The 24,009-nt window shown below is 39.2% G+C and carries 22 protein-coding genes and 1 tRNA gene; 7 read left to right on the top strand and 16 right to left on the bottom strand.

Annotation, left to right across the window (positions count from 1 at the left end; all coding sequences use genetic code 11):
• The first annotated feature begins 330 nt into the window (after positions 1–330).
• Positions 331–1,608, top strand: a complete 1,278-nt coding sequence (gene gltA / locus FTU80_RS11475; protein ID WP_180085137.1) for a citrate synthase — start codon at positions 331–333, stop codon at positions 1,606–1,608.
• A 334-nt stretch (positions 1,609–1,942) separates the two neighbouring features.
• Here the strand turns inward: gltA and FTU80_RS11480 are convergent, their stop codons facing one another.
• The 5 genes from FTU80_RS11480 to FTU80_RS11500 form a co-directional block, all read right to left on the bottom strand.
• Positions 1,943–3,583: an NAD(P)/FAD-dependent oxidoreductase gene (locus FTU80_RS11480; RefSeq protein WP_180085139.1), complete on the bottom strand. Its 1,641-nt coding sequence runs from the start codon at positions 3,581–3,583 to the stop codon at positions 1,943–1,945.
• Entirely contained in the window at positions 3,580–4,446 is an 867-nt protein-coding gene (locus tag FTU80_RS11485) for an SDR family NAD(P)-dependent oxidoreductase (RefSeq protein ID WP_180085141.1), read from the bottom strand. Before FTU80_RS11485 ends, FTU80_RS11480 begins: the two co-directional genes overlap by 4 nt.
• Positions 4,447–4,458: 12 nt before the next feature.
• A complete protein-coding gene (locus FTU80_RS11490; protein WP_111884407.1) occupies positions 4,459–5,415 on the bottom strand; it encodes a metal-dependent hydrolase in 957 nt (318 codons plus the stop codon).
• 241 nt (positions 5,416–5,656) lie between these two features.
• On the bottom strand, positions 5,657–7,093 hold the full coding sequence (locus FTU80_RS11495; protein ID WP_180085143.1) for a VWA domain-containing protein: 1,437 nt from the start codon (positions 7,091–7,093) through the stop codon (positions 5,657–5,659).
• Positions 7,081–8,583, bottom strand: coding sequence for an AAA family ATPase (locus FTU80_RS11500; RefSeq protein WP_180085145.1), 1,503 nt, complete (start codon positions 8,581–8,583; stop codon positions 7,081–7,083). Before FTU80_RS11500 ends, FTU80_RS11495 begins: the two co-directional genes overlap by 13 nt.
• A gap of 162 nt (positions 8,584–8,745) precedes the next feature.
• Here FTU80_RS11500 and FTU80_RS11505 point away from each other — a divergent pair, with 162 nt between their 5' ends.
• Both FTU80_RS11505 and FTU80_RS11510 read left to right on the top strand, forming a co-directional pair.
• The gene (locus FTU80_RS11505; protein WP_180085238.1) at positions 8,746–9,261 is read left to right on the top strand and encodes a hypothetical protein; all 516 of its coding nucleotides are present in this window, start codon (positions 8,746–8,748) and stop codon (positions 9,259–9,261) included.
• A 374-nt stretch (positions 9,262–9,635) separates the two neighbouring features.
• Positions 9,636–11,261, top strand: coding sequence for an NAD+ synthase (locus FTU80_RS11510; protein WP_180085147.1), 1,626 nt, complete (start codon positions 9,636–9,638; stop codon positions 11,259–11,261).
• Positions 11,262–11,527: 266 nt separating this feature from the next.
• Here the strand turns inward: FTU80_RS11510 and FTU80_RS11515 are convergent.
• Positions 11,528–11,604 (bottom strand) — tRNA-Met (locus FTU80_RS11515).
• Between the two features lie 167 nt (positions 11,605–11,771).
• Here FTU80_RS11515 and FTU80_RS11520 point away from each other — a divergent pair.
• Both FTU80_RS11520 and FTU80_RS11525 read left to right on the top strand, forming a co-directional pair.
• Complete coding sequence (locus FTU80_RS11520) at positions 11,772–12,188, top strand: hypothetical protein (RefSeq protein ID WP_218949040.1); 417 nt, start codon at positions 11,772–11,774, stop codon at positions 12,186–12,188.
• 294 nt (positions 12,189–12,482) lie between these two features.
• On the top strand, positions 12,483–12,923 hold the full coding sequence (locus tag FTU80_RS11525) for a universal stress protein (protein WP_180085149.1): 441 nt from the start codon (positions 12,483–12,485) through the stop codon (positions 12,921–12,923).
• 109 nt (positions 12,924–13,032) lie between these two features.
• Here FTU80_RS11525 and FTU80_RS11530 read toward each other — a convergent pair whose 3' ends face one another.
• From FTU80_RS11530 to FTU80_RS11555, 6 genes are all read right to left on the bottom strand, one after another.
• Complete coding sequence (locus tag FTU80_RS11530) at positions 13,033–13,350, bottom strand: MGMT family protein (protein WP_180085151.1); 318 nt, start codon at positions 13,348–13,350, stop codon at positions 13,033–13,035.
• Between the two features lie 71 nt (positions 13,351–13,421).
• Complete coding sequence (locus FTU80_RS11535) at positions 13,422–13,781, bottom strand: type I secretion C-terminal target domain-containing protein (RefSeq protein ID WP_227591821.1); 360 nt, start codon at positions 13,779–13,781, stop codon at positions 13,422–13,424.
• A gap of 30 nt (positions 13,782–13,811) precedes the next feature.
• Positions 13,812–14,033: an Ig-like domain-containing protein gene (locus FTU80_RS11540; RefSeq protein WP_078193005.1), complete on the bottom strand. Its 222-nt coding sequence runs from the start codon at positions 14,031–14,033 to the stop codon at positions 13,812–13,814.
• A gap of 27 nt (positions 14,034–14,060) precedes the next feature.
• Positions 14,061–14,258 carry a hypothetical protein gene (locus tag FTU80_RS11545; protein WP_180035355.1) on the bottom strand — a complete coding sequence of 66 codons (198 nt, stop codon included), beginning with the start codon at positions 14,256–14,258 and terminating at the stop codon, positions 14,061–14,063.
• Positions 14,233–14,424 carry a BapA prefix-like domain-containing protein gene (locus FTU80_RS16530; protein ID WP_373685219.1) on the bottom strand — a complete coding sequence of 64 codons (192 nt, stop codon included), beginning with the start codon at positions 14,422–14,424 and terminating at the stop codon, positions 14,233–14,235. The genes FTU80_RS11545 and FTU80_RS16530 overlap by 26 nt, the downstream gene beginning before the upstream one ends.
• A 385-nt stretch (positions 14,425–14,809) precedes the next feature.
• Positions 14,810–16,309: a sodium:proton antiporter gene (locus tag FTU80_RS11555; RefSeq protein ID WP_180011033.1), complete on the bottom strand. Its 1,500-nt coding sequence runs from the start codon at positions 16,307–16,309 to the stop codon at positions 14,810–14,812.
• Between the two features lie 219 nt (positions 16,310–16,528).
• On the opposite strand from FTU80_RS11555, the gene FTU80_RS11560 reads away from it, so the two are divergent.
• Positions 16,529–17,086 (top strand): hypothetical protein, encoded by a 558-nt coding sequence (locus FTU80_RS11560; RefSeq protein ID WP_180085156.1) that lies wholly within the window; start codon positions 16,529–16,531, stop codon positions 17,084–17,086.
• A gap of 55 nt (positions 17,087–17,141) precedes the next feature.
• Here the strand turns inward: FTU80_RS11560 and FTU80_RS11565 are convergent, their stop codons facing one another.
• The gene (locus FTU80_RS11565; RefSeq protein WP_180024102.1) at positions 17,142–18,047 is read right to left on the bottom strand and encodes a neutral zinc metallopeptidase; all 906 of its coding nucleotides are present in this window, start codon (positions 18,045–18,047) and stop codon (positions 17,142–17,144) included.
• Positions 18,048–18,093: 46 nt separating this feature from the next.
• A complete protein-coding gene (locus tag FTU80_RS11570) occupies positions 18,094–19,020 on the bottom strand; it encodes a DUF808 domain-containing protein (RefSeq protein ID WP_180085158.1) in 927 nt (308 codons plus the stop codon).
• A gap of 202 nt (positions 19,021–19,222) precedes the next feature.
• Here FTU80_RS11570 and trpS point away from each other — a divergent pair, with 202 nt between their 5' ends.
• Positions 19,223–20,236: a tryptophan--tRNA ligase gene (gene trpS, locus FTU80_RS11575; protein ID WP_180085161.1), complete on the top strand. Its 1,014-nt coding sequence runs from the start codon at positions 19,223–19,225 to the stop codon at positions 20,234–20,236.
• Between the two features lie 355 nt (positions 20,237–20,591).
• On the opposite strand, the gene FTU80_RS11580 is transcribed toward trpS, so the two are convergent.
• Both FTU80_RS11580 and lysS read right to left on the bottom strand, forming a co-directional pair.
• Positions 20,592–22,043 (bottom strand): capsule assembly Wzi family protein, encoded by a 1,452-nt coding sequence (locus FTU80_RS11580; RefSeq protein WP_180085163.1) that lies wholly within the window; start codon positions 22,041–22,043, stop codon positions 20,592–20,594.
• 169 nt (positions 22,044–22,212) lie between these two features.
• Positions 22,213–23,739, bottom strand: a complete 1,527-nt coding sequence (gene lysS, locus FTU80_RS11585; protein WP_078193012.1) for a lysine--tRNA ligase — start codon at positions 23,737–23,739, stop codon at positions 22,213–22,215.
• Positions 23,740–24,009 lie beyond the last annotated feature (270 nt).

Consider the following 24,009-nt stretch of genomic DNA (forward strand, 5'->3'; position numbering starts at 1 on the left):
AATGAAATAGCGGTCTTGTAATTCATATTTGTTTCAGAGTTTTTAAGAATTAAAAATTGCTTACAATTAAGGCAATAGGCTTTTTTTAATCTGCACCTCCCCTGCAAATTGACTTATTATACTGCGTCGGCACTGTGATTTTACTCATTTTTTAAGCGGATGAATTGTGCTTCATTTCAAGGAATGATCCTCAATTTATATCCATAAGTATAATTGACAAAATTTCAGTTCCCTCTAATCTTAGAGCAAATTTTTGATCTGTCTGATTCTCGCATTAAAAGATTAGTACTGAGTCAGATAAAACATTCACCAGGACAGGAGATCTATTGAATGTCTGAAGCAACTGGCAAAAAAGCCGTTTTACAGCTTGATGGCAAAGAAATTGACTTACCAATTTACAGTGGCACTCTAGGCCCAGATGTAATTGACGTTAAAGATGTGTTGGCCGCAGGTCACTTTACTTTTGATCCTGGTTTTGTCTCAACGGCTGCTTGTGAATCTAAAATCACTTTCATTGACGGCGGTAAAGGTGTTCTTCTACACCGTGGCTACCCAATCGACCAGCTTGCTACTAAAGCAGACTACTTAGAAACTTGCTACCTTCTTTTGAACGGCGAGCTTCCTACTGCTGAACAAAAACAAGAATTCGATGCTAAAGTTCGTAACCACACTATGGTTCACGATCAAGTTGGCCGTTTCTTCAATGGTTTCCGTCGTGACGCTCACCCTATGGCGATCATGTGTGGTGTTGTTGGTGCGCTTTCTGCGTTCTATCACAACGGTTTCGATGTTGAAAACATTGACCACCGCGAAATCACTGCTATTCGCTTAATCGCTAAAGTTCCTACTTTAGCTGCTTGGACTTACAAATACACAGTAGGCCAACCATTCGTTTACCCACGTAACGACTTAAGCTACGCAGAAAACTTCTTGTACATGATGTTTGCTACTCCTGCAGACCGTGATTACAAAGTTGACCCTATTCTTGCTAAAGCAATGGACCGTATCTTCACGCTTCATGCTGACCACGAACAAAACGCGTCTACTTCTACAGTACGTCTTGCTGGTTCTACTGGCGCTAACCCATACGCATGTATCGCTGCGGGTATCGCGGCTCTATGGGGACCTGCTCACGGCGGCGCGAACGAAGCTGTTCTTAAGATGCTTGATGAAATCGGCACTGTAGAAAACGTTGCTCCGTTCATGGAAAAAGTGAAAACTAAAGAAGTTAAACTTATGGGCTTCGGTCACCGAGTTTACAAAAACTTCGATCCACGTGCGAAAGTAATGAAAGAGACTTGTGACGAAGTCTTAATTGCACTTGGTATCAACGATCCACAACTTGCTTTGGCTATGGAACTTGAACGTATTGCGCTTTCTGACGAATACTTCATCAAACGTAACCTATACCCTAACGTAGACTTCTACTCAGGTATCATCCTTAAAGCGATTGGTATCCCAACAGAAATGTTTACCGTAATCTTCGCTCTTGCACGTACTGTTGGTTGGATCAGCCACTGGTTAGAAATGCATAGCGCACCTTACAAAATCGGTCGTCCTCGTCAGCTTTACACTGGCGAAACTCAACGCGATATCCAAGGTCGTTAATTCGAAAGAATTGTGCGAATCTAAAAACCGTCCCTTTGGGGCGGTTTTTTTATGCAGCTAGAATTATTTTGCGCTATTGAACAGCCCCATCTGACTGAATTTTCCAACTCAATCATTAGATAAAACGATGCATCACAAGCTATAAAGTATGGTGTATATTGCTGAATGTATTTTAAATCGCCATTTTCTAGAAAATCTCACACTGTTTCATCAGATAGCGTCATAAAAAAAGCCTAATTCCACGTAGAAATTAGGCTGTAAACAAAAGGTTTAAATATTGATGATCCTTTATTTTGGCTTATTGAGTTAGGCAACTTTTAATAAACAATATTTTCTAAGCAACCGTCTCATAGTCTGCCAAGTCTACCTGTTTTAGACGCTGCTTTAACTGTTTCAGTGACCACGGCCAAGCTGCAAAATTGCGCCCATTGGCATCTAAGTAATAGCTCTTACAGCCGCCACTATTAAAGACTGTAGTCTGTAGATGTGTCTGTACTTTTGCATTGTGATAGGCCAATACATTTGGCTTAATTTCAAGCCGCTGTATCTTCTCTTGTTTCATTTTTAACAAGGCATCGACGATATATCCAACCTGTGCTTCTGCAATCCCAATAAATGAATCATAAACCAAAATATTTGGCCCGAGCACCAAAAAGGCATTGGGTACTTGCGCGATACTAGTCCCCAAAAACGCTTCGGGAGAACTGTTTTTCCAAAGTTCTGACAATAACTCCCCTTTGGCATTTTTTACACGTTGCCCAATCGGCGGATGAGAAACTTCAAAACCTGTGCCCCAAATAATGACATCGACTTCATGACGTTCACCATTCGCAGCAATAACAGTATTACCTTCTATTTCGACTAAACCATGTGGTACAAGTTCGACATTAGCTTGCTGCAAAGCAGGATAATAGTTATTGGCAAATAAAAGACGCTTACAACCAATAGAAAAGTTTGGTGTAACTTTTTCACGTAATTCAGCATCTTGAATTTGTGTTTTTAACAACTGACGACCCAAATAATTCACAGGCTCTAAAAGTGAAGGATTACGCAGTCCTAAATTGATACCATTTAATATACCAGCTACACTTTTTCGCCAAGTTTCTTGAACAGCTGGAAAGCGGGTAATAATGCCTTTCGCACGGTCATTCAGTGGTAAATCTGCTTTTGGTAATACCCATGGTGCGGTACGTTGAAACACCACCACATTTTTGGCAATAGGTTGAATCTGAGGAATAAACTGAATCGCAGATGCCCCCGTACCAATCACCGCAATACGTATATCTTTTAAGTCATAGGCATGGTTCCATCGCGCAGAATGGAACATTTCACCTTCAAAGCTTTCAATACCTTTAATTTTTGGAATTTGAGGTTCAGTAATCGGCCCAGTTGAAAAAATTACCGTTCTCGCGGCATACTTACCTTTGCTCGTCTCCAATTGCCATTGCTTTAATTCCTCATTCCATTCCGCTGCAATCAATTCACAGTTGAACTGAATGTTACGATAAAGCCCATGCTGCTCTGCCACATCCTCTAAGTAGTTCAGAATCTCAGGTTGCTTGGCAAATAAATGACTCCATTTATGACTCGGCGCAAATGAAAAAGAATACAACGCCGAAGGAACATCACATCCACAACCTGGATAGGTGTTGTCGCGCCATGTTCCTCCCACGCGATTGGCTTTTTCTAAAACCACATAATCGGTATAACCCCGTTCATTCATTTGATGAGCAGCAGCTAAACCTGATATCCCCGCACCAATCACGATGGTATCGTAGACACGCACTTGATTTTCTACGCTTGGTTTTTCTAGGCTAGGCTCTGACTCTGATTGGTCTTGTACTGCTTTTTTTGCTTTGGCAGAAGACGTTACAGGACGACGTGCATTAGTTTGCGTTGTTGCCTTTTTAGTTTGAGTTTTCTCTTGATCTAATGCTTTTACATCTTCGTCATGTAATTGTGTCGGCATATTCATGCTTTTGCTCCCGACTTTTTAATATAGTTGTTAAATAAGGGATAACCCATCCCCAATAAGCGGGTATAGGTTTGCGGGGATAGACGCTTTAACCACCAAAATAATTTGGCATCAGGTTGCGGAATGGTATACAACTTCTCTGCATCTAAATTATTCAATGTCAAATTGACGACATCGTGGCTCGTCGTAAATGCATGATTCATCAGCAGTTGATCAGCCAAGCCTGAATATCGATTGGGTAAGCGTCCATTTTTCATGATATTGGTCGGCACCAAAGTTGGGCATAGTACATTCACACGGATATTTGCCGATCTGAGCTCTGCCGATAAAGTTTCAGACAATGCCAACACACTCGACTTCGTCACGTTATATGCTGTCATTTCTGGTGCAGCGGTATATGCCGCAGCAGAAGCAACATTAATAATCGCGCCCCCCTGCTTATTTTGTTTCAACTTGGGTACAAAATAATGGCAGCCATGCACCACACCCCACAAATTGACATGCATGCACCACTGCCAGTCGTCTAAACTCAGTTCATCAAATTTACCACCCAGCCCGACGCCTGCATTGTTGATCACCAAGGTCACAGCATGTCCCATCAACTGCTCAGCTTGCTCTGACAATGCTTTTACTTCTTCAGCTTTACCTACATCACACTGCACCGCATAAGCATTTGATGATGTCATGGATTGAATTTGATCCACCGTTTCTTGCGCTGCCTCTAAATGAATATCGGCACAGACCACTGTTCCGCCACGACGAGCCAACTCCAAAGCGAAACTTCGCCCAATACCACTGCCTGCACCAGTGACCACCGCATAGGCATTTTCACTTGGCTTGTTCTTTTTTCCAAATAGACCCATGGTTTTGTCCTTTTATCGTTTTAATGCTGGGGTAAATTCTTTGACAAAATAAGGTGTTAACACACCATCAACAGGGTTCAGCAAACGCTTTTTGTAATATTCAAGAAATGCAGAAGTGTCATGATCATTTGGGTGAAAACTTGGTCGTAAATAATCAAAAATATGCCCGAGGCTGCTGCCATAAACACCATCTCTTAGCCCAAAAATCAGTTGGAAACTGCGCGGAACATCTTTCCAGTAGCTTAGGCTAATCAAATTTGATGGCTTTCTGTAGAAAGGGACAATCGATGCACCAATTGAAATCAAACCCAAAATGGTAATTAATGCAGGGAAAAAGCCAGCAATACGTAAAGCATAATTACCTGATAATTCTTGATAAACATCATAGGCAATGTCTTTGTGTTCAGACTCTTCCAACATATGCCACATCCAAATGGCGCGCTGCTTTTCATCTATTGAATTAAAAAAGATTTCTTCATGATTCATCATGTATTCCGCAAGCACTGCGGTGAAATGCTCAATTGCTGCCATTAAGGATAACTTCATTGGCTGTGGCATACGTTCAAAACCATAGGCAAAGACGTAGTGTTCTAACTTTCTAAAAAATTGCACAGGCAGATTTCTTGCGCGATACGCTTCATTCATTTCTTCATGCATACGTGAATGAATAGCCTCTTGCCCAATCAACGACGTGACACGTTGTCTTAATACAGGATCTTGAATAAAGTCGCGATGATATCGAGCAGTATCAATCACCAAATCTTCGCCACGGGTTAAGAAAATAGATAAAGATGCAAAATAGGCACTGGCCAATTCTGCATTCATATAAAATTTTGGATCAATTTTTTCTGGTTCGAAATCAAATTTCATATGACGAATAGGTACAACGGCAGACTGTTTTGTTGGGTCAAAGACAGGGCCTGCAAATACGCGTGCTAAAGTTTTTTTTATCGGTTGAAAAGCGCTCATGATTTTGCTCTCAATTTGGGTGTTTACCGTTCATTGACTTCATGTCGATTAAAGTAAAAACACATAGATTGAGGATCAAATTAAGTGAGATAGATCACTAGGCCATTAGCAAAACCGACCTCTAGATTTGCAAAAATGCTCAAATATTTTCTTTGTCAGACAATCTTTAAAACATCAATGCTGCATGGCTCAAAAGCTTGTCATTAAAGGTCATGGCGTATTTTTTTGTGAGGGACGATTATTAGATTTTTTGCACTTCGCCAGTCACAGATTGATAGACCCATTGATGATCAAACAGGCTGTCATCTAAATGATCTAGTTTAAAATTACCGATAGCCACAGCATAGAATCCATTGCCCTGCTGCTTCAAATGTGTAATCTCTTGCATGAGTTCTTCAGTCAGTTGACCCATTATAAAGTCGGAAATCACCACCACATCGGCATGTACAAAATTCGGTTGTTTCAGCATGTCCACGGCATGATTCATCGCAGGGATAATATCGGTTCCCCCATGAAATGACTGCCCTAAAAAGTGAATGACATCATCCAAAGCGCTGTTACGCTGTAAATTCAGCGCGGTTAAATTGGTCGAGAAATTCACCAAATACATCGCTCGCTTTTCTTTTAGCGCTCGAATAGATAAATACAAACAAATCGCTTTGGAAATCAGTTCAGGTTGCCCATTCATTGAGCCACTCGTATCTAAGCAGACAATCATCGGGCCTTTTTGTCCGACTCGACGCTGCGTATGGCGTTGGTCTTCAATCACCCGTCCCTGTTGCTGACCTTGTCGATTAAAACTCATCAAGTTAGATTCTAAATATTTCAAATCAAATAAAACCTGCAAGTCTGGATCGGCTAATAGCGCCAACTCGCTAGGTAAAGCCATACTGAGTTCTTGTGCCAATTTAATTCCTGTAATTTCCTCTTGCGCCATCGGGGTGTGAATAAGCTGCTGTGGTTCTTGTTCTAACTGAGCAGAAATCCGCTTACGTGGCATACTCGGCTGTGCGCTTCCAATCATTTGACATAGGCGTTTAAGCGCCCGATCTTGCTCGAGATAATTCGCCCATTGCTCAAAGTTCTGTACATCATGCTCAGTTAATTGCCCTTTGGAATAGTCCAGAAAAATCCCAGTTTCAAACCCGACACTGTCATGGTGCTTGACCATTTTCGACAATGTCGCAAGAAAATCTTTGATTTCATCTAAAAAGGCATCTCGTTGTAAACAGAGCTGCTCAAACTCCCAATGTGCAATGGCTTCGGTGAATTTGCGCTGCCATTTGCCTTTGAATAGCTCTATTTGTAATTGACGCTGCTGCTTGGTCAGCAATGGCTGTTGGCTCTGTTGCCACATTTCAGTGAATTCTGGAATCCCTAATGTTTGCATAAAGGCGGCATATTCAGCACGGAATTGAACAAAATCACCCTGCTCCCAATGCTTTAACACAAGCCAATATTCCAATTGCTGCTGCGCCACTGCATAGGGATGCTGCTGATCTAAACTCGACTTTGCCTGAAAGGCCCATTCCTGAATTTTTTGATCGAGCTTTTTTGCAACTTTATGATCTTTCAACCAATGTTTTAAGCTGGATTGTTTTAATTCATCATAAAGCTGCGAACTTAATTCATCGAGCGCCGATTGGGTTTGTTGTCGTGTCGGTTTTAATTGCGACATAACTGTTCCAAGCGCTCACAATCTTGCAACTGCAATTGATATCTTGCCAATTGCTGCTCAATAGATTGAATTAATTGTTGAATATCCTGTTCAGTGACAAAGACCGATTTAAACTGATGTTTTTGGCCGTTAAAGCGCTCCGTTAACAGATCCAATTCTGTTTGAAACAGTGTTTTGAGCTGTTGAATTTCGTGTAACAGCTCATATTGGCTTTGTGCTGAAAGAGAGCTGCGTGGACTGCCTTTGGTATGTTTTATATACGGCGTCACCACTTCTTCTAGGCCGTAATAGCCACCTTTTAACGTACACACTCTTGAACCATTAAAATTACATACGATGCCACGCACTTCTTCACCGGTATCATCTAAGGCAAAGAAGTCCTTTTTCGTATCCATTTTATCCAGTTCGAGATACAACACTTTATCTTTATAGTGTCGATCTAGATTGGTCACTGCACGTAAGTAGTCAGTGCCATGAATTAAATAACTCTCATACACATCATCGGTATAATAAAAATGATTGAGCACCCGCTGTTCAAGTGCATCCTTCTCTGCCACATGCTGTTCGAATTGCAAACCGTAATTTAAGCCATTTTCAGCCAATACTTCATCTATCTGCTGCGAAACAAAGGCAATGTCTTCAGGCTGATTCCATAAGCAATGTTTTAAAATTAAAAAATCACTCAAAATCACCGATGGACGATCATTTAAAAATGCACAGGTTTTGACTAGATAAGCCACACGTTGCCAACGACGGTCAGAGACATAGACCACGTGATCTTCAAAGTTACGATTGAGTCGATTTTTAAGTTGATCAAACAGATTTAAAATCGATTCGGGTAATTCCACCTGATAAATCTGTTCCCGCCAATCTTGTAGCTCCGCTTTTTTTATTTTTAAAGTTGCATCGACTTCAACACTGACTTGACTCGGCTTGGCCTGTAACAGTGCATGAAAGTTTTCTGCAACAGCAATCGGTGGCACTTCTAAACGCAAAATAAAACGATCATACAAGGCATCTAAGCCTTGATTGGGTTCAGGAATTTCATTCGATGCACTAACCAAAACATTTAATGGAACTTTTTGGACAATGTCACCATTTTTAAAACTCCGCTCATTCACCAAGGTCAGTAAAGTATTTAAAATCGCTGGACTGGCTTTCCAAATTTCATCTAAAAAAGCAAAATCTGCCCGTGGTAAATAATGTTCTGTTTTACGAATATATTGATCTTCTTTTAAGGCTTTAATTGATACTGGGCCAAAAATTTCTTCAGGCGTACTGAAACGATTCATCAAATATTCAAAATAGTCATGGACTTCAAAAGCAGAGGCGATTCGACGTGAAATCAAACTTTTTGCTGTGCCGGGCAAACCATATAAAAAGGTATTCATGCCCGCAACACCAGCCAGCAAACTCAAAGCAATAATCTGCTCACGTTCATACATATTTTTGCTGATTTCAGAAATTAAAGTATTGATCCGTGCTTGCATCTGATTATCTGTTTGACCGAAAACTAAATTGTAACGCCCTAACCGATTTTTCGCTGTAGCAGATGCAAAAATATCGCTTTTTAAATACAGCGCAACAGCGTGATATTGTATTTTCAGGTTATAGTAAAACTACACATCCCTTTGGAACTCTAGAAACTTTTCATCATGTTGCCCTTCTTTCCTACACTCATCCGACTGTTAAAACTTGAAGGTTTTAAATATCGATCCCTCACGGCAGGTGAAATATCCATGTGTCAGAGTGTATTTGGGGATTTGATTCAATATGAGCAAGTGAAAGTGATGAATCACCCTTTTTTGCCTTGGCAATCTGCGCATGTGGTCATGGCGCCTCAGGGGTATATCCATGCACGAAATTTACTGTTTAAAGCGGACTATGCCAAAGCGTCTTTAGGATATCGTGCCCTGTTTATTCATGAGATGGCCCATGTTTATCAATACCAGCAGCAGATCAATGTTTTGGGTCGTGGCGCTGTTTTACAGATGGCGTATTTCTTCAGTTTTAAAAAATATAATCCATACCGCTATACCCTCAAACCACACAAAGCATTTTTTGACTACAACATTGAGCAACAAGGCGACATTGCTCGTGACATCTATTTAAAGCGAATTAAAAATATTATTTTATATCCAGAACTTGTTCATCACATTGAGCTGTAAAGCGTCAATGCTCTTTGACGAATATTTATAGATAAAATTAAATATCGCCTGATCATTCTATTTCACACTAGTGCTTGGCCATTGACGCTATTTTAAGTACAAAAAAACAGCATTATATTTACTTTATGGCACATAAGCTCAGCTAGGCTTTTAAAAGCTATGAATACCTCTAGTATCTCGCTTAAATTCAGATAAAATAGGTTCACCTTATTTTTTTGCTTTGCATCAAAACAAGTGAATTATCATACGATGATGGTGTTTTGTTTTCGCCTTTCGGCAGTATTTTTCGTATCTAAATACACTCGCTGAATAATCACAATAATACAAATCAGTGTGTTAAGTGTATTCACCTATAGGAATAGGATTTAGTTGGAATGAATAGTTTTAAAATTGCACTTGCTCAGTTCTCTCCGCATATTGGTAATCTAGAATCAAACGCAGCAAAAATGCTTCAACAAGCCAATGCTGCAAAAGAACAGAACGCAGATATTATTGTTTTTCCTGAACTTTCTACAGTTGGTTATCCTGCTGAAGATTTATTATTACGTCCAAGTTTAAATAAACGTACACAGCAAGCTTTTGAACAATTGGCGAACGTTAAGGACATCGTTTTAGTCTTTGGTTTTGTGAATCAAACTGAAGATGGTCAGCGCTATAACTCTGCTGCTGTCATGAAAAATGGTCAAGTTCTCGGGATTTACAATAAACAAAATCTTCCAAACTATAGCGTTTTTGATGAAAAACGTTATTTCAGTGAGGGTCATCAACACCTTGTCTTTGAATATTTAGGTCATAAGTTTGGTGTGTTGATTTGCGAAGATGTTTGGGCATTACCAACTGTTCAACAGCTTGCTCAGTTAAATGTTGAAACCGCTTTGGTTTTAAATGCTTCACCTTATGAAGTTGGTAAACCACAGCATCGCATTGAAACCATGGCTGCATTGACCAAACAATTGAACATCAATCTGGTTTACTGCAACCAAGTGGGCGGTCAAGACGACCTTGTCTTTGATGGTACAAGCTTTGTGATGAACAATTCAGGTGAAGTTGCATTGCAAGCACCGAGTTTTGTTGAAGATCTATATATCGCAGAATACGATGCTGAACAAAAAGCCTTTAAACCAGGTGCAATCACGCCTGTATTAAATACCATGGCTGAAATCTACCAAAGCCTTGTAATCGCAACCCGTGACTACGTACAACGTTCAGGCTTCCCTGGCGTGATTTTAGGTCTATCTGGTGGTATTGACTCAGCATTAACTTTAGCGATTGCTGCCGATGCGATTGGCGCAGATAAAGTTCAAGCGGTCATGATGCCATATACTTATACTGCACAAATCAGTGTTGAAGATGCTGCTGAACAAGCCAAGAATATGGGCGTGACTTTTGGTATTGCCGAAATCAATCCAATTGTGAATGGTTTTATGCAAACCTTGTTCCCATTCTTTGGCAATGCACCGACAGATGCAACTGAAGAAAACCTACAAGCGCGTTCTCGCGGTACATTGTTAATGGCCTTATCGAATAAGTTCGGCAATTTAGTCCTTTCTACAGGGAACAAGTCTGAACTATCTGTAGGTTACTGCACATTGTACGGTGACATGGTCGGTGGTTTTGCAGTTCTTAAAGACGTATATAAAACGATTGTATTTGAACTAGCAAAATACCGTAATAGCATTTCAGAAACACCTGTGATCCCTGAACGTGTAATTACTCGTCCACCTTCTGCGGAACTTCGTCCAGATCAGAAAGACCAAGACTCATTACCTGAATATGAAGTATTGGATGCCATCTTGTATGCGTATATCGAAGAAGACATGAGCCAAGATGACATCATTGCCAAAGGTTTTAATGCTGAAGTCGTGAAAAAAGTCATCCGTTTGGTTGATCTAAACGAATACAAACGTCGCCAAGGCGCGATTGGTCCACGTATCAGCTCACGTGCATTTAGCCGTGAACGACGCTACCCAATCGTGAATGGTTGGAAACCGGGTATCTAATTATTCGATTCAAATTAAAAAAAGCCCAGTTCTATAACTGGGCTTTTTATAGGCGCAAAAAACACAGCAGTAAATATGAAAAGTAATTGAGATGTGTATTTCAAAAGTTAGGTCATAAAATAATGCAGTTAAAGATTTGAGTTCTCTTTTATTTCCACATAAATATCGTAAATAGATCATTTTATTAGTGCTGTAATTATTTCAATCTATTTGACTTTTTCTAGGCACAAAAAAAGAGACCAAGCTGAGAGCTTGGTCTATAAAAATGGTGGCTATGACGAGACTTGAACTTGTGACCCCCGCATTATGAGTGCGGTGCTCTAACCAACTGAGCTACATAGCCGTAAACTGTGGTGGCATTATCTAGATTTCATACATTATCGTCAAGCATTTTTGTTTGCAATTGTTCAGAGTTTAAACAAGCAAAGTTCAAGATGTTACTATTTAAGCAAATCATGCTATTTTTAGCCCTAATTACTATATTTTTTGATTAAAAATTAGAGTTTTATCATGCAATTCAATTCGATAAAAAAAATCTGTCTGACCCTTAGCCTAACCGTTATGACACTGACGGGCTGCCAAATCGTCTCCCCAATTTTTGTTGACTATAATGGTGTGCGACGTGATGTGGCGACTTGGATTAATAAACAGCCTTTATTGAGCATGCAACAAAAGCGCAGCATGGCTCAACTTAGCCGAGCACAGCAACCAATCATTCGTCTCGACTTCAATGATCAGGAGAAGTTAGTCAGTGTTGCGCGCGCCAATGAAGCTGCGATGTATTGTGCCAATCAGCATTTATCAGCGCGACAAATTCAACGCCTGCAAAAACAGATCTTCCCTGAAGATGCGTTGCATAAATTAAGCTTGCTTGAGCAACAAGCATTGCATATTACCCTGACAGAGCAAGAGAAACAGTGTGATTAAAACCATGTCTGCTGTTGGATGAATTCATCTAGGCTCAATTTTTTCAGCACCAAATTGTCTTACAATCTAGACATAGCTGCTTACATTATTGAGCATTTTTGCTATCGCTAAGCGAGGTGAAAACAAGTCTATATTTTTGCAATATTTTTATTGCGAATTTCGCAATATCCTTATGAATTTACTTGGTTTTATTCCCAAATAAAAAAGCGTATGATGAAACTATGATCAATGTAAGTAGCGCTTTTTTTCAGGTTTTTCCATCCAAATTCAATTGATCAGATAAGGAGAAATAAGATGGCTTTAAATAATATTTTAGTTCCAGTGGACGGTTCAGAAACTTCTTATGCTGCGGTGGCTAAAGCTGTCGAGTTTGCAAAAACTTTTGGCAGTAAAATTACTGTGGTTCAAGTACTGACGCTCGATCCATATATTGCTGCAGAGTATATTTCAGCAGCGCAAACCAATGATTTAATTGAACGTGCTCGTGCATCGATTTTAAATACACTTGAAGAAGCAAAAGCGAAATTTTCAACTGAAGGTGTCACTGTTGAAACTCGCTTACTTGAAGGTCAAGTGGTGCATACAGAACTGGTTAAAGCTGCAGAAGAAACACATGCGGACTTGATTATTATTGGTTCACATGGCCGTACAGGGATCAAAAAATTCTTCTTGGGCAGCGTAGCTCAAAGCGTACTAGGTGCTTCAAACATTCCTGTTTTGGTTGTACGCAAATAAGCCATTAGATTTATAGCGTGAAATAAAAAGCCTTCTGATCCTAGAGGGCTTTTTATTGACTACTTCATCAATTATAAAATTAAAATTCTATGTTTAAGGCAAGGATTTTTTAAGGTATCCATTGATATTGTTTCAATGAGATGCGTCCATTCACTACAAAGACATTTTCAGCTGCCAATTTCAATTGCTGGATATTTTCACCTTTTTCATTGCAACGCTGCGTGCTGATTTTTCCCTGAGCATTCACCACCCGATGCCATGGGATCGTTGATGTTGTATCTAGATGCTTTAGTACATAGCCAACCAGTCGTGCATGCTTCGGTAAACCCGCTAATTTGGCAATTTGTCCGTAAGTGGCAATCTTCGCCTGCGGTATCAATTGAATGACCGACAAAATTTGCGTTGCCAATTCATCACTCTGCTTCATCTGATCTCCTTTGAGCCGCATAAAAAAGAGAACCCGAAGGTTCTCTTTGATTAATATTTAATTTTGACAGATTAGTACAGTAATTGGTTGTGATCGATTAGATCTTGTAAAGTCACATCGGTATTTTTCAAAGTGAGTAATTCAACTTTATCACCAAATTTAGATCCTGTTCCATCACGATCAATGCTGATCACAGTGTTGCCCTTGCCATCAGATTTAACCGAAACAAACTGATCAATATTCGACTGATTGACATTTTGACCTTGTAACAAGGCTTTGATATTCACTTTATCGCCTACAGACGAATTAAAGTCATTCCAAGTATCATGTCCATTACCGCCCGTTGCATCGGCTTGATCCAATACTTTATAAATAACCGTATCAATGCCCGCTTTGGTGTTGAATTGATCATTGCCTACTTTATCTGTCACAGTGACTTCAATGGTTTCACCCTTGGTTAATTAATTTTTAAATTCAACATCAAAATTCCCTGATAAATCCACTGTGCCTGCGCCAATGACTTTGCCATCTTGATCTTTTACTTCTACCGTTGTACCCGGCTCACCTTCACCTGTGACGTGCTCACCATCATCGGTGATCACCACATCTTTAGACGCGTCAGGTTTAGTCGTATCCTTAGAACCACCAGAATAATCAGATTCACCAACAATAGCTGCACCCAATAAACCAGCACCATCTGCTCCCGCAATTCAGGGTAAAATTACATCCGTCAATGAATCGTTATAAAGCAGCAGTTTAATTTCTTCTAAAAGTTGATACTGAATAACATCCGCAATATCACCATTGGCTGTTGTAAATTTTGCCCAATACCATGTACCGTCTTCACCCTCAAATACCAAACTATTGTCTGGTGTCGCCTCACTAAAATAGTTTTGTACAGTAATCACTTCCCCATTTTTTTAAGGTGATTATTACGTCAGCACCATTCTTTGTAATTGAAGTAACATCCTCTTTCCTGATTTTGAGTACGATGACAGAATTTTTGATAAGCCCAACTTGATTGGATTCAACTTGATACAAAACTTTATGACTTTCTTTAGAAATGACAGAAATTTACGACATAGGTAAAACCTCATTTATTTACATTAGGGCCGTTTTTATTTTTTTTGGTTTTGTAATGAGTTATTGGTGACTAATAATTTCTTTAATTACAAATCATTAAAACCAATTTTTTTAATTGTGTGCGTTATATCATGCTTTGTGTATTTTTTTGCATAATTGTTTGAATATTTTAATATTTTTATCAATACATTTAGATTTTAGATCCATCTTTATGCAAGTAATAACAAACACTTATTTATGTGATGTGAGTCACAATAACACCAATAAATGACCAGTCATAATTTCCCTCCATTTTGATGTACCATGATGAAACATAACTATAAATAATAAAAGGAAATGCTCAAGCATTTCCTTTTTTAAGTCAAACAAAACAGTTTTAGAAGTTTTCAGGGTTCTCCAAACGACGAACTTCTTGCACTTTTTCTGGGTTATGTACAGCAGCAACACCATCATCCGCTTTGGTATCTATTAACGCTTCTGGGTTATAAACCGTAATGGTTTCATTACCATGGATATCTTCACCCACAATATATTGGAAACCCTTTTTATTCATTTTATGGCACATTCTTTGGTACCAACCTTTAAAGCCTTTGGTTTCTTCATTCGGATTGTAATAAAAAGCATTCATCACAGCAGGTAAACCCAGACCACACACGAGGCCCGACATTAATACTGCGATAAATGTATATCCAATCAAGATACTACTGTATTCACTAAGTTCAGGAATATTGGCAACCGCAAGGATCAAAGCCAATGAAATGCCTCCACGAACCCCACCCCAGGATAAAATCGCAAGACTACCGTTATAGCTTTTTTTACGGAAACTCGGGAAAAATGCGAAAGATAAATAGTTTGCTGCAAAGCGCGATGCATGCAAAATAATAAACGCCACCATGCCGCCTAAAATCAAGCTAAGACTTAAATCTAAGATAAATAACTCAAGACCGATCAGGGTAAATAAGAAGGAATTGATGATTCCTTCCACGGTATGCCAGAAATGGTTCACTTCCCTGATTTCTCGGTCTTGGAGGATTTCTTTCCATTTATTCCCAACGATCAGACCACCAATAACACATGCAATTGGTGCAGATGCATGTGCGAATAAAGCGACTAGATATGAACCACTTGCCAATAATGCTGTGGTTAAAATCAAGGACTCCATTTCATGTTTACCGCGGAGTAAACGTAAAATCCCTAAACCAAATGCCCAACCAATAATGATTGCAACAACAATTTCATATAACAGTGTTTCAAGCGTACCAAGGACGGTAAAATGCTCACCTTGCAAAACATTGAGTAAAGTCATAAACACGGCAATACACATGGCATCATTAAAGAGAGATTCGCCTTCTAATTTCACCATCAAATGATGTGGCGCACGTACCGAACTTAGTACACCTTTAACCCCAATTGGGTCGGTCGCACCTAAAGCCGCACCTAATAATAACAACACCAATAAATCAACATGATGACCAATTAAGAACTGATAACCATATAAGGCAACACCAAAAAACACCGCACAAAGCACCAAGGCAATACTGGCCAATATACTGATCGGCTTCCAATGCAAACGTAAATCTGAAACTTTAAATTTCAAGGCAGATGAGGTCAAAATAAAACAAATCACGCCATTAATTAAAAAGTCATAAAAGTCGATATGACGAACGGCCTCTTCAATATTGTGCAAATTAATCGTCACAAATTGATTGCCATTGAGCAGGCTTGCGCCCCATTGCAAAATAAAGACAAAAATTGCAGAAACAATGGGAACACCTATGGCTTGTGGAAAACCCAAGATACGTTTATTAAAAATCGTGGTTGCAATCGAAAGTGCAAAAATAACGGTAAAAACCTGTAGAAAAAAATAATTTCCCATTTCGTTCCCAATTTTGGTGCTCTGTCGCCTACAGAGTGAGATATAGGTATTTTAAAAATAAATACTAAATTATTTGGTATTTAAAAATAAAATATTCTAACGAATTTTATCTAAATACCGTGTATAAATTCAGTTTTTTTCACATCTTTTATCAAGATCATTTAACATAGCAAGCCTGCATAGATTTTATGCATTTTCATCATCTACATGATTTCTCCTATGCATCAGACTATTAAAACTGTTTTTCGACTCTTTTTTGCTGCGGTGATCTTTATCATTACGGCGGCCCTGCTCCTCACTTGCTATAGCAAGTCACAGGAAATTTTACGTGCTGACCACTATTTTAGTCAGGCAAAAACCATCTCACTGGATTCAACACCCAAAGAACAATTGGTTTTGGTCTCCAATAATGAATCACCCGATCGTGCGATTTTTATCATGCTGGCGAATAATGGTTATCTTGCCAAACTGAATTGTGAAAACTATGCACAAGATATTTGTCTAGATGAATTTAATCAGCAACACACCCGACAAATTCAACACCTCGATTTACTGAAAATCGGACAATTTCAATATATCCAAAATGTGAGTTTCACCAATAGCCGCACTGGTCAAAAACAACAATTACGCTATAGCGATGCCCAATTAAAACAGTTCTATCAAAACGATATTTCAGGCCTTAAATATACTGTTTTTGGCGTAGCTTTATTTGCATTTGCCGCCTTGTATGTCAGCTATCGCATTGTTCGAAACTTCAAATCATTTCTCAACAAATAAGCTTCAATCTATTTTTCAATGAAAAAAGAGGATGTTTTGCATCCTCTTTTTTGTTTTAAATGGCTTGATTAAAGGTATCACAGCTATTGATATTGCCTGATTTCAACCCTGTCTGGAACCATTTCATACGTTGTTCACTGGTGCCATGCGTAAAGCTGTCTGGGACCACTTGCCCAGTTGCACTTTTCTGTAAATAGTCATCACCAATCTTATGTGCAGCGTCCATCGCTTCTTCTACATCACCCTGCTCTAAAAATTGGGTACGCTGTTGATTATGATGCGCCCAAATACCCGCAAAGCAGTCTGCTTGCAGTTCTTGCATAACCGAATAACGATTACCCTCAGCTTTAGATGCTTGCGCACGGGCCTGCTGAACTTGCTCAGAAATGCCTAAAATCGTTTGGATATGATGTCCAACTTCATGGGCAACCACATAGGCTTGCGCAAAATCACCCGCCTGATCTTGGCGACTCAATTCTGTTTGATTTTGTTCACCCGTAATGCCCATTTGCGTACGCATATCTTTAAAGAATGCGGTATCAATATAGACCTTCTGATCTGCTGGGCAATAAAACGGCCCCATTGCAGCTTGTGCTGTACCACAACCCGAGTTGACCACACCATTAAACATAACCAACTTAGGCGGTTTATACTGGGCATTTAACTGTTCTTGGAAGACTTTAGTCCATGTATCTTCCGTATCAGCCAAAACCGTTCCAACAAAATCCATCGCTTCTTGTTGTTCAGGTGTTGGATTATCCAGACCTTTGACTTCAGCCGTTTGCCCCTGTGAAGTCACTTGTTTAGTCGCCTGATAAGCTTGCTGCGGATCGACACCAAAAAATTTCCACGCAACAAATGCCACAACCAAACCGAGAATACTGATCCCACCCGCTTTTGCACCGCCACCACCGCGACGGTCTTCTACGTTTGAACTAACTCTTCGACCTTTCCAGCGCATAGTGATCTTCCTTATATAAAATAGTTGATATCCGTGCGTTTACAGATTAATGCTTTTGCGACTTTGGCCATACTTTTTGAACTAAAGATACAACGCACAGCACGATTAAACCTGCAATAAAACCTGTCACTAAATTAATTAAAGTCGGTGTTAATGCACCCACAATACTGCCAACTGTAGGAATATGTTCTGCATAATCTACAGAGCCTTCAATAAAATGGTGTAGTAAAGGCACACCATGGGTAATGATGCCACCACCCACTAAAAACATGGCAATGGTACCGACAATGGTCAATGTCTTCATCAACTTAGGTGCAAATGCTAACAAACCTTGTCCAACGGTCTTTTTAAATTGTGATGCTTGTTGAGTGAGATACAGTCCTAAGTCATCAATTTTGACAATCATCGCGACAAAACCATAAACACCAACAGTCATTAAAATTGCAATCACTGAAAGCACCATGACCTTGGTCCCAAATGCCGCAGTCGCAACCGTACCTAATGAAATCACCACAATTTCAGCAGATAAAATAAAATCGGTACGGATGGCTCCTTTAACTTTTTCTTTCTCAAAAGTCACCAAATCTGTTTCAATATGGCTCATCTCTTCACGAGCAACTTCTTCTGTTTTGGCTTTTTTATGATGCAAACTATGCAGGACTTTTTCCACACCCTCATAGCATAAGAACAAACCACCAATCATCAAAAGCGGTGTAATCAGCCAAGGTGCAACCACACTAATCAATAAAGCAGCCGGAACTAAAATTAATTTATTAACAAAAGAACCCTTGGCCACAGACCAAACAACTGGAAGTTCACGATCCGAACGTACACCACTGACTTGTTGTGCATTCAGTGCTAAATCATCTCCAAGGACACCCGCTGTTTTTTTGGCTGCCATCTTACTCATGACAGCAACGTCATCCAGCACAGTTGCAATATCATCAAGTAAGATTAATAAGCTACTCGCCATTATTTTTATCCTTTAGGCATTTTTTATTATTCTAATTCTATTTAACACTAAAATTGTATTTAGTTTTTTAATAATTAACAAAATATTCACCCATTTTTCAGTCAATTGTGCTGTGTCAGTAACAATCAAAAATAGAATGCCGTACAATGGGGACATTCTTTGAAAATCAGCCGTAGCTTTGACTACCACTTTGGAACAGATAATGAGTACTCAAGATAATCGTCCAGTGATTTTGACTGGCGACCGTCCGACTGGACAATTACATTTAGGTCATTTTGTAGGTTCTTTACGTTCACGTGTAGGTTTACAAGATTCGCATCATCAACATCTTCTTTTAGCTGATGCCCAAGCCTTAACTGATAATGCCGATAACTTCGAAAAAGTCCGTCGTAATATTATTGAAGTCGCAACCGATTATCTTGCTGTAGGAATTGACCCGACTAAAACCACGATTTGCGTTCAATCATGCTTACCAGCATTGAATGAATTGACCATGTTATATTTGAACTTTGTGACGGTTTCTCGCTTAGAGCGTAATCCAACCATCAAATCTGAGATTCAAATGCGTGGATTTGAGCGTGACATTCCTGCAGGTTTCTTATGCTATCCAGTGGCTCAAGCTGCCGATATTACAGCGTTTAAAGCATCTGTCGTTCCGGTGGGCGAAGACCAAATTCCAATGATTGAACAAACCAATGAAATTGTTCGTCGTTTAAATCGTCAAATTGGTCGTGACGTACTTCCTGAATGTAAAGCTTTACTCTCTAATGTAGGCCGTCTACCTGGTTTTGATGGCAAAGCAAAAATGTCTAAATCTTTGGGCAATACTATTGTGCTTGACGCGACTGATAAAGATATCAAGAAAGCTGTTAATGCAATGTATACCGACCCAAATCATTTACGTATTGAAGATCCGGGTCAAGTGGAAGGTAACGTCGTATTTACTTACCTTGATGCATTCGACCCTGATAAAGATGCTGTTGCAGAATTAAAAGAACACTATCGTCGTGGTGGCTTAGGCGATGGTACTGTGAAAAAGCGTCTTGAAGGTGTACTAAAAGAGCTGATCGGCCCGATCCGTGAACGCCGTTTAGAATTGCAAAAAGATCCTGACTACATCATGGATATTTTAAAAACTGGTACCGATAGATGCCGTGATATTACCCAACAAACGTTGGATGAGATTAAATCTGGATTGGGTGTGTTCCACTTCTAAATTTAAAAAAATTCCATAAAATTAAGCCTTTCCATTATGAAAGGCTTTTTTTACAAGCACTTTTCGTGAAGGTATTCACAAAATCTCCTTAGTTTTAACGTTAGGTAACATCACTTAACGTGAACACCAATGAAATGACTGACCGTTCACTCTATTATCTACTTATGTTTTAGGAATACCTAAATTCATAACATTTCTCCTTTACCGAACCTGTGAAAGCAGATTCGTTGTTATACGCAGTGAACACCCCAATCATTGCGTATTTTTTTGTCTAAAAATTGACAATTACCAATAGAAAAAAGTCCGCTATAAGCGGACTTTTCAATTAATAAATCATTTTAAAAACGAATATAAATTAGTAATGAAATAAACGTTTATCTAATGGTAGTTCAATTCCAATTGACGCTCCACCATCATTACCATTTAAATCCGAGTCACTCACCCAACCATTAATTTTTAAAGGCATATCTGGACGTAAATAATGTGTCCAAGTTAAGTCTAGAGCTTTAAATTCATCTTTTTCTGGAAATGCTGCATTGTTCAAAGCAGCACGTTCTGTTTCAGAAACTTTTGCAAAAAGTACACGACCATTTAGACGATTTAGTGGATCAATACGTATATTCCCACCCACTGAAACCATTTGAGCATCACCACCTAATGCATGACCAAGTGGATAGCCATGTTGATAGTATCCATCTGTGTAAATAGAGTGATTGTATGAAATGCCTTTGGCATCACCATTAGTTCGAGTATCAACCCATTCAGTATACAGTTGATAAGGCATATTATTTACACTTGAAGAATAATCAACACCTGCAAGATACATGCTTTTTGCTGGTAAACCACCTGCTTCATCTTCACCAATATATTGGCCGTAAAGACTAACTGGAACTTGCACAAGTGGTTGTAAATTCAAACGAGCATCAAAACCCGCGACTTGATTTGATGGATCAGCCTTACCTGTTCCAACATTATCTTTATTACCAATAAAGGCATCCCAAAGTGAACTAAAACTTTCGGGACGACCTTCGCCACTCCATTGTATAGAACGTGATGCTCCCAATTCCAAATATGGAGTAGGTTGTGCAGTTAGTCGAAGTCCAATGAGTTTTGCATCTGGGATAGCAGAATAATCATCTAACTGTCCAGCAAAAGCTTGATACTGCCAAGGGCCGATCCATGATAGCCATGGTGTTTCAAAAGCATTCTGTTGTGCACGCTGTGCAGTAACACCGTACACAGGACGACTCGCATCACCACGGATTAAACTACCGTCATGACCAGGCCCCCAATAAGTCGGAATCTGACCTGCAATTAACCATTGGTTCCAAAGCTTCCCGGCAATGTATGAGCCTTCCACATTTACATCTTGATCATTATTAATTTGCTGTTTATCTTCTGCATTTACACGTAAACGACCATCCCAATTTTCACCACCAACGTTGAGTTCAAGTGCACCTTGATATTGCGCTTTTTGATGATCACCAAAATTTTGCGGTAAATTATTTTTATCTGACTCTGCAAACAATTCTGCTTTTAATAATGCATTTTCGGCAGTCAATTTATTTTGAATACTTTGTAATACTTTTTGTTGTGCAGGTGTCATCACTTTTGCAGAAGTTAACGCTCGCTGTATTTCATCACCACTCATTGGCCATGTTGAGGTACTAATTTGAATAACGCCTTGCTGATTCAACCAATTCAAATCTGCGCGTAACTCTTCATTATTTAATACAATCCCCTGAGCAAAAACAGGAACTGATAATCCAAACAGTACAGCAGCATAGAGTGACTTTCTTAAATACATGCTCTTTTTCTCAAGTTTAATTCACATCCCACCTTAGATTTTTCAACTCATTTATTCAAGGGCGAAACTGTATCTCCTTTCATTTTTTTCATCATTTCGGTAAAGATGTTCAATAAAAATACAAAATAAAAAACCCGCAGTAAGCGGGTTTTTTATTTCAAAAACTAAATTAGTTTTTATGACGCATATGTGGGAACAAGATCACTTCACGGATACTTGCAGCATTCGCAAACAACATCACCAAACGGTCAATACCGATACCCTCACCCGCTGTAGGAGGTAAGCCGTATTCCAATGCTTCAATAAAGTCTGCATCGTAATGCATTGCTTCATCGTCACCCGCATCTTTTTCAGCAACTTGGGCTTGGAAACGTTCAGCTTGGTCAATCGGATCATTTAACTCTGAGAAACCATTTGCCAATTCACGACCACCGATGAAGAATTCAAAACGGTCCGTAATATGTGGATTTTCATCATTACGACGTGCTAATGGTGAAGTTTCCGCTGGATATTCTGTGATGAATGTCGGTTGACGAAGTTCTGTTTCAACAGTTTCTTCAAATACGATGGTTTGAAGTTTGCCTAAACCAAAACCAGGTTTTACTTGCTCTTTCAGTTCATTTTTAACAAAGTTTGCAAGAAACTCACGATCAGATACATTTTCAGCAGTGAACGTTGGGTTATGTTCAAGAATCGCATCAAACATCGAAATTTTCTTGAATGGACCTTTGAAGCTATACACTTCATCACCATAAGGCACATCAGTCGAACCTAATATATCAATGGCCAATTTTTCAAGCATATTTTCTGTCAAAGCCATCAGATCTTTGTAGTCTGCATACGCTTGGTAGAATTCAATCATGGTGAATTCTGGGTTATGACGTGTTGATACACCTTCGTTACGGAAGTTACGGTTAATTTCGAACACACGCTCAAAACCACCAACGACCAAACGTTTTAAGTAAAGTTCAGGCGCAATACGCAAGAATAAAGGCATATCCAATGCATTGTGATGAGTTTCGAATGGACGCGCAGACGCACCACCCGGAATCACATGCATCATTGGTGTTTCAACTTCCATGAAACGCTCATTGCTCAAATATGAACGAATACCTGACACCACTTTTGCACGAATTTCAAAAGTTTTACGTGTTTCTTCGTTCATGATGAGGTCTAAATAACGCTTACGGTATTTAACTTCAGTATCAGTCAAACCATGGAATTTGTCTGGAAGTGGACGGAGTGATTTGGTTAAAAGCTCAAAATGTTCAATATGAACATAAAGGTCACCTTTACCAGAACGACCAATATAACCTTCAATGGCAATAATATCGCCCAAATCGAGTGCTTTAATTGTTGCAAGAACATCAGCATCCAACTCTTTACGTGGTACATAAAGCTGGATACGACCAGTCATATCTTGGATTACGATGAATGAACCACGGTTCAACATCACACGACCAGCAACTTTTACATAAACCTTTTCGCCTGCTTCAATTTCTTCTTTTGATTTTTCAGCGAATTGATCTTGTAGGTCTTGTGCATAGTGTTCACGCTTAAATGTGTTAGGCCACGGGCTAACACCTGTTTCCTTGGCGTGCTCTTTGATGTGCTCTAACTTGGCATGACGCTGTGCAATTAAATCGTTTTCGGAAATGGCTTGTTCAGAAGTCGATTGAGCGTTATGTTGCGTCATCTCTGTCTCAAATAGTTAAAAAACGGAAGTTGCATAGCATAGCAGATTTCCTTTGAATTGAGCAGTAAGCAATGCGCGCATTTTTTTAATAAGTAGAAATTTATCGAAGTAAGATGTTTTAATCGTTATACCTTCAGGTAGACATAAAACATACCTTACAAATATGCAGTAGATAAAAATTAAATACTCAAGCTCGAAAACCTACATTTTAACGATATCAAATGATAACTAAAAGCTTTAAAAAATACTTATAACTATCAATACATTAAA

This window comes from Acinetobacter sp. YH12145, from assembly GCF_013418335.1.
Classification (GTDB): Bacteria; Pseudomonadota; Gammaproteobacteria; order Pseudomonadales; family Moraxellaceae; genus Acinetobacter; species Acinetobacter amyesii.